This is a genomic window from Candidatus Deferrimicrobiaceae bacterium (assembly GCA_035256765.1).
Lineage (GTDB): Bacteria > Desulfobacterota > Deferrimicrobia > Deferrimicrobiales > Deferrimicrobiaceae > CSP1-8.
Map to the genome: position 1 here is coordinate 1 of DATEXR010000266.1, position 11,952 is coordinate 11,952.

The window sequence follows — 11,952 nt, forward strand, 5'->3', positions numbered from 1 at the left end:
GCTGGCGCGGCGCATCGACGCTCTCGGTGCGACACCGTATTTATGAAGCGGAGTACTAAGGCGGGAAGACCCCGTCAGAAGAGCGGGGAGAAGATCCGGCAGGTGTCCTCGAGAAGCCGCACCGTTTTCGGTCGGCGCGAGAAGGCGGCCGGATCGAGCCGGCGGGAATGGGAGAGGTCCTCCTCATACGCCGACGCGAGCCGATCGATCTCCTTCGCTCCGTAGAGAAACACGCCGAGCTCGAAGTTGAGGAAGAAACTCCGGATGTCCACGTTCGACGACCCCACCACGCCGACGTCGTCGTCGATGATCAGCGTCTTGGAGTGGATGTTCGTGGGCTGGTACAGGGAGATCTTCACCCCCGCCAGCATCAGGTCGTCGAAGTAGGACCTTCCCGCCAGCCACACCATCCGCAGGTCCGATTTCTCCGGGACGATCAGGCGGACGTCGATCCCCCGCAGCGCGGCGTTTTCGAGTGCGGTCCCGATGGCGTCGTCGGGGACGAAATACGGCGTGGCGATCCAGATCCTCCTCCGGGCCGAGGTGAACGCCGTGAAGACCCCCTGGTAGATCGGGTGGAGTGCCCGGTCCGGGCCGGAGGTCACCACCTGGAGCGTCCCCGCCTGCGGCGGATCGACCTTCCGGGGGGGAAGAGAGGGGAACAGGTGTCCCGGAGGACCGGTCTCCTCCGTGGCGAACGCCCAGTCGTCGAGGAAGATCACCTGAAGGTCCCGGACCGCCGGTCCGCGGATCACCACGCCGATATCCCGCCATTGGGAATCCTCCCGCTTCGGGCCCATGTAGTGTTTCCCGATGTTCATCCCCCCGCAGAAGGCGGCCATCCCGTCGGTGACGAGGAGTTTCCGGTGATTGCGGAGGTGGGCCGACCACTTGCGGTGGAGAGGGAGCGCGGGAAGGAACTCCGCCACCTCCCCGCCCGCGCGCCGAAGCGGCCGGACGATTTGCCGCAGGGCGCGCCACGACCCCACCGCGTCCAGCAGGAGACGCACCCGGATGCCCGACTTCGCCCGGGCGGCGAGGGCGTGGATGAACCGCTTGCCGATGCGGTCGACGTCGAGGATGAAGAACTGGGCGTGGATATGGTCGCGCGCCTCCTCGATCAGGCCCAGGACCGCCCGGTACGCCTCGTCCCCCCGGTGGATGATGACGACCCGGTTCCCGGCCACCGGAGGGGGCGCACCCGCCCGGACAAGGACGCTGCCGCAGTCCGCCGCGATGGGGGAGGATAGATCCCCGGGCCGCACACGGTTCTCCACGGAGCTTTCGGCGGACCCGACCGCCCCGATCTTCGCCCGGATGTGACGCCGGATGCGCCGTTCTCCCACGAGGTAGTACAAGGGGATCCCGACCACGGGCAGGAGGGCGATGGAGAGCACCCACGCGACCGTCGCCGCGGGCTGGCGCCTTTCGAGAATGATGCGCGGGATGAGGATGAGGGCGAAGATGTACCCGACCGTGGAGAGGACGAGCGCGGCGATCCGCCAACCGTCGTACAAAAGTTTCTCCTCAAAACGGGGACGTTCTTAAACTTTTTAATGCCGATTTCATAGATCAGGGGCCGATCGATACTGATTCGGGTTAAAAAGTTTAAGAACGTCCCCATAGGGTAGAGCAATCAATGACGAGAGCCCCCGGGATCTTCCGATGTTTTCATTGATGGAGCCTCCCCCGACAACCTATAATACTTCCCTTACGCGCGGAGGGGTACCGAAGTGGCCGTAACGGGGTCGACTCGAAATCGACTTGGCGGTGCGAGCCGCCACGTGGGTTCGAATCCCACCCCCTCCGCCAGGATTTTTAACACCGGAGGATGAAGGGATTCGAACCGGAGCCGCCGCCGGATACAAGGGGACACTCCTTCAACGTGAAACTCGATCCAAGGAATGTCCCCGAAAAGCGCGAGCGAGGCGAGCGCGTCAGGCGGGTCCGCGGCCGGAAGGGCGATGGCGTGGACCGCCGAGCCCCAACGGTCGAATCCCACCCCCTCCGCCAGGATTTTTAACCCAGCCCATCGGGTGCGCGCCGGCGGCCAGGCCCGCCGCAACGGAAGGCGGCAAACTCCGTCAGGTCCGGAAGGAAGCAGCGGTAGCCGCACTCCTCCGTGTGCCGGCGATTCTCCTGGCCGCCGGCGGGCACCCGAAGGAAGCTTGGCCGGCCGGGCGGCCGCGCAAGGAGCGGACGGAAAGGTAGGCGAGGGAGGGACCATGGCGTACGAGGCGCTTTCGAGGAAGTGGCGCCCGAAGACGTTCGGCGAGGTTGTGGGGCAAGGGCACGTGACCCGCGCGCTCGCCAACGCCATCTCCCTGGGGAAGATCCACCACGCCTACCTGTTCGCGGGGACGCGGGGCGTGGGGAAGACCACCTTCGCGAGGATCCTCGCCCGCGCCCTGAACTGCGAGAAGGGGCCGACCTCCTCTCCCTGTCTCACCTGCCCCGCATGCGTCGAGATCCTCGCCGGCTCGAGCGTGGACGTCCAGGAGATCGACGGCGCGTCGAACACGGGAATCGACGACGTCCGGCGGCTCCGGGAGAACGCCGCCTATGCGCCGGCGCGCTCCCGCTACAAGATCTACATCATCGACGAAGTGCACATGCTGTCGAAGGCCGCCTTCAACGGCCTGCTCAAGACCCTGGAGGAGCCCCCCCCCCACGTCGTGTTCGTCCTGGCCACCACCGAGCCGAACCGGATCCCGGACACGATCCTCTCCCGGGTGCAGCGGTTCGATTTCCGCATGCTCACGGAGGAGGAGATCTGCACGCGGCTGAAGGAGATGGCGGAGGCGGAAACGATCGCCTACGAGGAGGAGGCGCTGCGTCTCGTCGCGCGGTACGCTTTCGGATCGATGCGGGACGGCCAGTCGATCATCGAGCAGGCGGCGGTCCTGGGGAACGGGAGGATCCCGGCGTCCCTCGTGGAGGAGATGCTCGGGCTCGTGGGCGCCGAGGCGGCGATCGACCTCGTGTGGGCCGTCGTGGCGGAAGGCGCCGGAGAGGCGATCCGGAAATTTACCTCCCTGTGGACCCGGGGGGCGGACCTCAAGTTCCTGTACCTTTCGGTCGTGGACGTCCTGCGGGACGCCGCCGTGTGGAAATTCACGGAAAAGGACGACCTCCTTTACCGTCACTCCCCGTCCTCCTTGGAGCGGATGAAGCAACTTTGCGCCTTGCGGACCCGGGAGGAGTGGATGTTCCTCCTGGACATCGGGTTCCGGTCGGAGCGGGACGTGCTCGGCACGGAGTTCCCCCGCCTGGGGTTCGAACTCCTGCTCCTGCGCCTGGTCAACGCCCCCGGCCTCCTGGCCGTGGAGGGACTCGGCAGGGAGGACCCCTCCGCCGTCCCCGGCCGTCCCCCGGTCGCTCCCGCGCGGCTTCCGTCCCCCCCCGCGCAGACACCCCGGACGACCGTTTCCCGGGTCGAGCCGGCCAGCGGGTCCGCACAGGAAGGCGGGGGGAAGCCGGCCTCCGACTCGTCCGCCGCGGCTTCCGCGAAGGGGGAAGCCCGAAGGGCGGGCGGGGACTTGTCCTCCGACCCGTCCTCCGAAGCCCGAACGGCGAAGGAGGAAACCCGCAGGGGGAAGGAGGACGTCTGGGAGGGGATCCGGCGCACCCTCGAGGAGAGGAAAAAGCCCCTCCTCGTGGCGCTCCTTCACCAGATGAGGGGAAGGCTCGAGGGCGACGAGATGATCATCACCTGCCCGCACCAGATGCAGCTGGACCGCCTCCGGGAGGAGGACAAGTGGCCCGTGCTGGTGCAGGCCGTGGAGAATGTCGTGGGGAGAAAGGTCCCCGTCCGGCTGGTGGCCGAGCCGGAAAAAAAAAGCCCGGCGCCTGAGGAGTCGTCGGGCGGGGGAAGCGGCCCCGAGAAAAAGGCGCTATCGGACCCGCTGCTCGCGGAGGTCCTGAGGGAGTTCGAGGGGGCGGCGGTCCTCGAGGTCCGGCCCGCGCCCCGCAGGGCCCCGATCCCCCAGCCGGCGGAGTCCGAGGACCGGGAGCCCGACGAGGGGGCCGAAGAGACGGAGGGGGCGGAATGAAGGATATGCAGGGGATTCTCCGGCAGGCCCAGCAGATGCAGGAGCGCCTTGCAAAGCTCCAGGAGGAGCTTGCCGGAAAAACCGTCGAGGCGTCGGCGGGGGGCGGGATGGTGACGGTCGTCGTGAACGGCAGGCAGGAGGTCGTGTCGGTCCGGATCGAGAAGGAGGTCGTTTCCCCGGAGGACGTGGAACTGCTTCAGGACCTGGTCGCGGGGGCGGTGAACGAGGCGATCTCCCGATCGCGCAAGATGATGGCCGACGAGATGGCGAAGATCACCGGCGGGATGAATCTGCCGGGGCTGTTCTGACCGATGTCGTACCCGAAGCCTCTGCGAAGGCTCATCTCCCTGCTGGCGAAGCTCCCGGGCGTGGGCGAAAAGACGGCGACGCGCCTTGCCCTCCACATGCTCAAGATGACCCCGGAGTCCGTGCGGGAGCTGGGGGAGTCTATTGCCGCGATCCCGAACGCTGTGATACATTGTTCGCGCTGTTTCAATATCGCGGATCAGGATCCGTGCCCGATCTGCGCAGACCCTGCGCGCCGCGACGACCTCTTGTGCGTCGTGGAAAACCCGACGGATCTTGTGCCGATCGAAAAAAGCGGGGAGTACCGGGGGAGATACCACGTTCTGGGGGGGGCGATCTCCCCGATCGACGGGATGATGCCGGAAAACCTCCGGGTACGGGAGTTGATGGGGAGGCTTTCGGGGGGCGGGGTCGGAGAAGTGATTCTGGCAACGAACCTCACGGCGGAGGGGGAAGCGACCGCCGCCTACCTTGCCGGCGCCATCAAGCCACTGAATATCCGCGTTACCCGGATCGCCTACGGAATGCCCGTGGGGTCGGATCTCGAATACACCGACGAGATCACCGTGGGCAGGGCGATCAAAGGGCGAAGGGACGTGTAGACCGCGCGACAGTCGTTCGATCCCCCTTCGAACAGGTTGACCGGCATCAAGGCGGTAGGGTACGCAATGGGGTATTTTTCCCCGGAACCGGATTCATGCAGGGATTCTTTGGAAAACCCACGGGAGAGAGGTAGGAATCCATGGCCAAGGTGAAGACGGCGGTGAAACTTCCGGTGAAGAACGAACTCGGGTTCTTCGAGATCCGGATGGAGAGCATCGGAGGCCTCGGGGCGAACGTTGCGGGCAAGATCCTGACCGAAGCCGCCATCATCGGCATGGGCTTGAACGGGGCGGGGTTCGCCTCCTACGGGTCGGAGAAGAAGGGGACCCCGGTCAAGGCGTTCGTCCGGGTGTGCGAGGCCGGCCACCAGGTCCGCATCAACAGCCCGGTCGAGGAGCCGCACGTGCTGGCGATCTTCCACGAGGCGCTCGCCAAGTCGGTTCCGGTGACGGCGGGGGCGGTCCCCGGCAAGACGACCGTCATCCTGAACACCCGGAAGACGCCGAAGGAGGCGAGAGACTTTTTGAAGCTCGAGGGAGGGAAGGTCGGCGTGGTGGACGCGATGGAGATCGCGATGGCCACCGGCTCCCGGGTCAACATGGTCATGATGGGGGCGATCGCGAAGGCGTCCGCCTTCTTCGACTGGAAGGCCCTCGAGGACGCCGTCCAGGAAGCGTTCGGAAAGAAGTACGCGGCGCTCATGAAGGGGAACCTCGAGGCTCTCAAACGCGGGCACGACGAGGTGAAGATCGAGGAGATCCCGGCCGACGGAAAATACCCGGCGACGCCGTTCCGCCGCGAAGAGCCCAAACTCGGGTACGAGAACGCGCCGATGGGCGGCACGATCTACACCGTGGGAAACATGCGGTTCAAGGACCTGTCCACGAGCCGGACGGGGATGATCCCCCTCTTCCACATGGACGAGTGCACCCGCTGCGGCGAGTGCGACATCACCTGCCCGGACTACTGCTTTGTCTGGGAGCGCGGCAAGGATCCCAAGACCGGCAAGGACGGGATGGTGCTCCTGGGGATCGACTACCAGTACTGCAAGGGGTGCCTGCGCTGCACGTACATCTGCAAGTTCAGCGCCCTCCTCCCCGCGAAGGAGGCCGAGCAGGACATGGAAAAGATCACCGTGAAACATAAATTCCTGAAATAAGTACCGGAGGAGAGGGAGATGGCCGAAACGGCGAAAAAGAGGGATGCGCGGCCGGCGCAGGAAGTGGTCGTCCAGAGCGGCAACGAGATTGCGGCGACGGCGGCCAAGCAGATCAACTACCACATCATGGGGTACTACCCCATCACCCCCTCCACCGAGATCGCCGAGACCCTCGACGCGATGAAGGCGGAAGGGGAGCACGACATCCGGATGATCCCGGGCGACGGCGAGCACGGGGCGGCGGGGGTATGTTTCGGCGCGACCACGGCGGGGGGACGGGTCTTCAACGCCACCTCGGCGAACGGCCTCCTGTTCGCCCTCGAGCAGCTCCCCGTCCAGTCGGGGACGCGGTTCCCGATGGTGTTCAACATCGTCACCCGGTCGGTGTCCGGCCCGCTCGACATCCGCGGCGACCACAGCGACATCATGCTCGCGATGAACACCGGCTGGATCATTCTGATGGCCTCCGACGTCCAGGCGGTCTACGACATGAACCTCATGGCGCCCAAAATCGGCGAGGAGATGTCCGTGCGGCTCCCCGTGATGGTGGCCTTCGACGGCTTCTTCACCTCCCACCAGAAGCGCCGCGTCGAGATCTTTTCCGATTCGAATGTGGTCCAGGCCTTTTTAGGCCCGTTCGTCCCGACGGTCACGTCGGTCGATCCGCGCAAGCCGGTGACGATCGGACCGTACATGAACGACCCCGACCTGATCAACAACAAGAAGCAGCAGGCCGACGCGATGGTCCGGTCGTACGCCGTCATCAAGAAGGTGTTCGCGGAGTTCGAGGCCCTCTCCGGCAGGAGGTACGACATCCTCGACCTGTACCGGATGGAGGACGCCGAGGCGGCCCTGTTCATCCTCAACTCGGCCGCGGAGACGGCGAAGGAGGCGGTGGACGCGCTGCGCAAGAAGGGAATGAAGGTCGGCCTCATCCGGCTGAACGTCATCCGCCCGTTTCCGGTCGAGGAGGTCCGCAAGGCGCTCGCGAAGGTCAAGGGACTCGTGGTCGCCGACCGGCAGGACAACTACGGCGCCTATGGCGGCGCGATGACCCTCGAGGTCAAGGCGGCGATCCAGGGCGTGCCGGGAAACAAGACGATGGTCGCCTCCCGGATCTACGGGATCGGCGGGAAAGAGTTCTTCGTCGAGGACGCCGAGGCGATGCTGCGCGAAGCGCACGAGATCGCCAAGACGGGAAAGGTCAAGGTCCCGTACGACTACTTCGGCGTCAACCCCGGGGAGAAAGGGTATGTCCACCCGGTCGCCTTCGCGCCCATCACCGAGGAGGAGTCCACGGGGATGACCCGCATCGAGGTCACTCCGGAGGGGAAGATGGGGGTCAAGGGGGTGAACATCCGTGCGCTCACCGAGCGTCCGAAGCGGCTCTCTTCCGGGCACGGAGCCTGCCCCGGCTGCGGGATCTTCGTCAATCTCAACCAGTTCCTGAAAGGGATCGAGGGGTTCGTGACGGTTCTGTTTCACACCGGCTGCGGGATGGTGGTCACGACGGGCTACCCCTTCACGTCGCACAAGGTCACCTACATCCACAACCTCTTCCAGAACGGCGCTGCGACCCTGTCGGGAGTCGTCGAGATGTTCGAGGAGCGCAAGAAGCGCGGCGAGATCCCGAAGGAGGAGAAGATCACTTTCATCATGGTGACCGGCGACGGCGGCCACGACATCGGGATGGGGCCCTCCATCGGGGCGGCGTTGCGGGGGCACCGGATGATCATCCTGGAGTACGACAACCAGGGGTACCAGAACACGGGCTCCCAGCTCTCGTTCACCGTCCCGATGGGGCACTCCACGTCGACCTCGAACTACGGGCCGTACCAGCACGGCAAGTCGACGCACCACAAGGACACCGCCCAGATCTTCGTCTCGTGCAATATCCCGTACGTCTTCACGGCCGCGGAGAGCAACCACCGCGACATGATCCGCAAGGCCGTCAAGGCGCAGAAGTACTCCGAGGAGGGGCTGGTGTTCGGCAAGCTCATCTCCATGTGCCCGCTCGCCTGGCGGACCGAGGAGCGGATCTCGGTCCCCATCATCCAGGCCGCGGTCGACTCCTGCTTCTTCCCCCTCTACGAGGTGGAGCGCGGGATCACGACGATCAACTACGATCCGGAGGAGAAGGGGAAGAAAGTGCCGGTGACCGAGTGGCTCCAGCAGATGGGGAAAACCAAGCATCTGCTCAAGTCGGAGTGCAAGCCGGTGCTCGCCGCGATCCAGGCCGAGGTGGACCGGCGCTGGGCGCGCCTCAAGGAGATGCACAAAAACCCGCTCCTGTGAAAAGGGACGTTCCTAAGAACTTCGATGAGGCCGGGGGGGCGGTGGCTCCCCGGGCCTTTTTTACCGCTGCGTCTCGTAATTCAAGATCCCGTATCGGGCCGAATCCCTGAGGTGTTCCCCCCCCGGTGCCCGGGATACGCCCCCGGCGGGATCGTTTCCCGCCCGAACGGGCAGCGAAGCGACCGGGGCTGCCGATCCGATGGCTCGACAGGCTACTTGCAGGCTGTCCCTGCCCTCGGAAGAAAGGGCCGGGAGGAATAGTGGACATGCCGGGAACGATCCCGGCTCAGGAGAAGCAAAGGACTCCCGCCTCGGGGTTCTCCCGGAGATAGGACAGGAACGCATCGACGCAATGCGGGTCGAACTGGTTGCCCCTGCAGCGGGCAAGCTCCTCCATCGCTTCCTCCTTCGTCCGGGTGGGCTTGTATGCGCGGTCCGAGATCATGGCGTCGAAGCTGTCCGCGACCGAAAGGATCCTCGCCGCCAGGGGGATTTCCTCTCCCTTCAGCCGGTCCGGATATCCTTCCCCGTCGTATCGCTCGTGGTGGTGCCGGACGATCGGGCACAGGCGCCCGAGGGAACCCACCGGCTTCAAGATGTTCTCCCCTCCCATCGGGTGCGCGAGGATGAACTGGAGCCCCTCGGGGGTAAGCGATCCATTGTTGTGCAGGATCTGATCCGGAATCCCGATCTTGCCGATATCGTGGAGGAGCGCCGCAGACTCCAGGTCTCTCACGAACGCTACCGGGAGGTCCATACGCGTGGCGATCTCCACCGCGGACTCGGTCACCCGCTTGGAGTGGCCACGGGTGTACTTGTCCCGCGCCTCCACCGCGGTGGCCAGTGCCGAAACCGTCTCCAGGTATGTTTTTTCCATGCTCTCCTTGAGCTCGGCGTTCTCGATGGCCACGGCCATCTGGGTGGCCAGGTTCTGGATCGTGAGAAGATCCTCTCCGGTGATCTCCCGCTGGCCCGCCGCCAGCCCGATGCTCATGACTCCGCGGGTCTTCTCGCTGGTCCGTAAGGGGATGTGGATCGCCCAGGGCATGCTCTTTTCCAGGGGCGTGAGCATGTCCGGCCTGCCCCACGGCATCGATTCCGAGGTGGTCACCAACTGCCCGTGGGTCGCCACCCATCCCACGATCCCCTTCCCTTGCCGCACGACCGTGCCACGGAATTCCTCTCGCAAGCCCGCGGACGCGCACAAGGAAAGCTCGCTCCCGTCGGGAGAGAGAAGGAAGATCGCACCCACTTCGAGACCCGTCAGGGAGAGAAGCGACCGCAGGAACACCTCGAACATGTTCGCCATATCCACGTTCTGCCCGAAACTGACGCAGACCTGCGAGAGCAGGGTCTGGATCTGTTTTTTCGAGGACTGGAGACTGTCGATCGATTGCTGAAGCCGGCTGGTGATCCGGTTGAAATTCCTGGCGAGTTCGCTGATCTCGCCTTCGATGTTCGTGTCCAGGCGCCGGTCCAGGTCGCCCCCGGCGATGGCCGAGGCGTCCCGGGTCACCTTCAGCAGGGCCTGGACCACCGACCGGCAGAGAAAGAAGCCCCCCGTGCCCAGCAAGGCCACGGACGCGGAGAAGAGGGTGAGTTGCAGCAAGTTCCCGCGAACGGCGTCCACGTACTCGATGAACAGGTAGGCGGACAGCGCCATGGGGATGATGAACATCGCCGAAAAGGCGATGGCGAATTTCCGCGCTACCGTGTCTTCTCCGGAAACTCTCGACGTTCCCATGCCGCTTCCCCTCGAATCCTTCGATTCAACCATGCAACGGGGAGGAAATCGGGGGAGGGCGATCAAACATGCATTTCCCCGTGAGCTTCGAAGATTTCATCGAATCTGTGGGAGTTCGCCCGAAAGATTTCGAGAATCCTGGGATCGAAGTGGTCGGGGGTGGTCCTTCCATCGCCCTCCGTGATGATCTTCACCGCCGTTTCATGGTCGAAGGGAGGCTTGTAGGGACGTCGGCTCCGCAGCGCATCATACTGATCGATGATGTTCATGATCCTCCCCTCGATCGGGATGTCCTCCCCCTTCAATCCGAGAGGATATCCTTTCCCGTCCCACCTCTCGTGGTGGGACAAAGCGAATTTTTCGGCGGACTGAAGGAAGGGGCTGTCCGATCCCTTGAGAATCCTGGCGCCGATGGTCGTATGGGTCTTCATGGTCTCGAATTCCTGCGGGGTCAGTCTGCCCGGCTTGAGGAGAATGGAATCCGGTATGCCGACCTTCCCGATGTCGTGCATCGGCGCCGCGTACGCCAGGATTCCTTCCTTCTCCTGGGAGATCTCCAGTTCCTTGACGATTACCTTGGTATATTCGCTTACCCGCTTGATATGGGTGTAGGTATCATCGTCCCGGTACTCGGCGGCAAGCGTCAGCCGGTGTATGGTGTCCTGCAACGCCTCCCGAAGCCGCCTGGTTCTCTCCTCGACCTGCTCTTCCAGGATCTGGCTGTGGGACTCCAGGAAGTCCTGGTATCGTTTGACCTTCAACAGGTTTTTGACCCGGACCACCAGTTCCGTGTTGTCGACGGGCTTGCTTAAGAAATCGTTCGCCCCCGCCTTGAGCGCCGTGATCTTCGAGTCCCTGTCGGCCTGTGATGTGAACATCACAACGGGGATGTTGCTGGTGCCATTCCCGTCCTTTAACCTACGGCATGTCTCAAAGCCGTTCATTTTTGGCATGGAGATGTCCAGAAGAATGAGATCCGGCTGGATCTCGTTCGCTTTCGATAACCCCTCTAGGCCATCATGGGCCGACTCGATATCGAAACCCTCTTTGGAGAGGAGTGCCCTCAAAACCTTCACCACGATTTCTTCATCGTCGATGACCAGGATCTTCTCTTTCCGGTGCGTATCCATTTCTTCCCTCCCGATATTCTTAAGTGTCTTATCGGAAAGGAGGAATTGTTACTTTGTACATTTTCTGACGGTACTCCGATAAAATCCCCATTCCCAAAAACCCGCGGGGACCATCCGGGACCCACGGGCTGAAATCACGAAAAAAGGGAATCCCTGGTTCATAGGGACAGGGCCATATTATTTCGGACTATTTCGGGGGAGGGGGAAAGGCCTGTCTCTTCCCGTTCAGGGGAAATAGTTACCCATTTTCGGCGAGAAAATGCCCTTCGCTCATGGGGATCTTTGGGAAAATTCTGAGGATAAACAGATGTTTAGGCGATCATCCCCCCGGTGGTACCGAAATTGCTCCGTTCCCACGGAACTCCAAATCCCACATGATGTTGTGTCCGGGACATTACAAAATGGAGTTTTTCCACAACCCGTTGATTTCCTTGCCGGAACCGAAAAAGGAGGGGAGTATGCGGTACTGGGTGCTGATCGGCCTCCTCATGATCTGCTTCCTTTCCGCGAGGCCCGACGGCAAACGATGGGATGACGACTCGCAGAAGGACATGTACGTCACCACCTGGCTCTCGAAGGCGAAAGCCCGGCAGCTCATGCGCTACCACGGAACGAACGGGATCCTGGTCACGGCGGCCGAAGTGTACATCAAGCGCGACGGGC

General features: G+C 63.6%; 9 protein-coding genes, 1 tRNA gene and 1 other RNA gene. 8 read left to right on the top strand and 3 right to left on the bottom strand.

Annotated features, from left to right (window positions below; translation table 11 throughout):
- Positions 1 to 74: 74 nt before the first annotated feature.
- Complete coding sequence (cls, locus tag VJ307_08965) at positions 75 to 1,517, bottom strand: cardiolipin synthase (protein ID HJX74274.1); 1,443 nt, start codon at positions 1,515 to 1,517, stop codon at positions 75 to 77.
- 202 nt (positions 1,518 to 1,719) lie between these two features.
- Between cls and VJ307_08970 the strand changes: the two genes are divergently transcribed.
- From VJ307_08970 to VJ307_09000, 7 genes are all read left to right on the top strand, one after another.
- A tRNA-Ser gene (locus VJ307_08970) sits at positions 1,720 to 1,812 on the top strand.
- A gap of 236 nt (positions 1,813 to 2,048) precedes the next feature.
- Positions 2,049 to 2,148, top strand: an RNA gene (gene ffs / locus VJ307_08975) — signal recognition particle sRNA small type.
- A gap of 77 nt (positions 2,149 to 2,225) precedes the next feature.
- Entirely contained in the window at positions 2,226 to 4,052 is a 1,827-nt protein-coding gene (gene dnaX / locus VJ307_08980; protein ID HJX74275.1) for a DNA polymerase III subunit gamma/tau, read from the top strand.
- Entirely contained in the window at positions 4,049 to 4,360 is a 312-nt protein-coding gene (locus VJ307_08985) for a YbaB/EbfC family nucleoid-associated protein (protein ID HJX74276.1), read from the top strand. Before dnaX ends, VJ307_08985 begins: the two co-directional genes overlap by 4 nt.
- A 3-nt stretch (positions 4,361 to 4,363) precedes the next feature.
- Complete coding sequence (recR, locus tag VJ307_08990; protein HJX74277.1) at positions 4,364 to 4,960, top strand: recombination mediator RecR; 597 nt, start codon at positions 4,364 to 4,366, stop codon at positions 4,958 to 4,960.
- Positions 4,961 to 5,100: 140 nt separating this feature from the next.
- Positions 5,101 to 6,120, top strand: coding sequence for a 2-oxoacid:acceptor oxidoreductase family protein (locus VJ307_08995; protein ID HJX74278.1), 1,020 nt, complete (start codon positions 5,101 to 5,103; stop codon positions 6,118 to 6,120).
- A gap of 18 nt (positions 6,121 to 6,138) precedes the next feature.
- Complete coding sequence (locus VJ307_09000) at positions 6,139 to 8,415, top strand: thiamine pyrophosphate-dependent enzyme (GenBank protein HJX74279.1); 2,277 nt, start codon at positions 6,139 to 6,141, stop codon at positions 8,413 to 8,415.
- 286 nt (positions 8,416 to 8,701) lie between these two features.
- Here VJ307_09000 and VJ307_09005 read toward each other — a convergent pair whose 3' ends face one another.
- A complete protein-coding gene (locus tag VJ307_09005; GenBank protein HJX74280.1) occupies positions 8,702 to 10,159 on the bottom strand; it encodes an HD domain-containing phosphohydrolase in 1,458 nt (485 codons plus the stop codon).
- Positions 10,160 to 10,221: 62 nt separating this feature from the next.
- Complete coding sequence (locus VJ307_09010) at positions 10,222 to 11,289, bottom strand: HD domain-containing phosphohydrolase (GenBank protein HJX74281.1); 1,068 nt, start codon at positions 11,287 to 11,289, stop codon at positions 10,222 to 10,224.
- A 458-nt stretch (positions 11,290 to 11,747) separates the two neighbouring features.
- On the opposite strand from VJ307_09010, the gene VJ307_09015 reads away from it, so the two are divergent.
- The coding region (locus tag VJ307_09015) for a hypothetical protein (protein ID HJX74282.1) at positions 11,748 to 11,952 on the top strand (205 nt) is incomplete at its 3' end.

Bases quoted from the DNA above. Each gene is read 5' to 3' on its own strand.
- VJ307_09005 (HJX74280.1), bottom strand. From the start codon at position 10,159: ATGGGAACGTCGAGAGTTTCCGGAGAAGACACGGTAGCGCGGAAATTC.
- VJ307_08995 (HJX74278.1), top strand. From the start codon at position 5,101: ATGGCCAAGGTGAAGACGGCGGTGAAACTTCCGGTGAAGAACGAACTC.
- VJ307_09000 (HJX74279.1), top strand. From the start codon at position 6,139: ATGGCCGAAACGGCGAAAAAGAGGGATGCGCGGCCGGCGCAGGAAGTG.
- recR (HJX74277.1), top strand. From the start codon at position 4,364: ATGTCGTACCCGAAGCCTCTGCGAAGGCTCATCTCCCTGCTGGCGAAG.
- VJ307_08985 (HJX74276.1), top strand. From the start codon at position 4,049: ATGAAGGATATGCAGGGGATTCTCCGGCAGGCCCAGCAGATGCAGGAG.
- VJ307_09010 (HJX74281.1), bottom strand. From the start codon at position 11,289: ATGGATACGCACCGGAAAGAGAAGATCCTGGTCATCGACGATGAAGAA.
- dnaX (HJX74275.1), top strand. From the start codon at position 2,226: ATGGCGTACGAGGCGCTTTCGAGGAAGTGGCGCCCGAAGACGTTCGGC.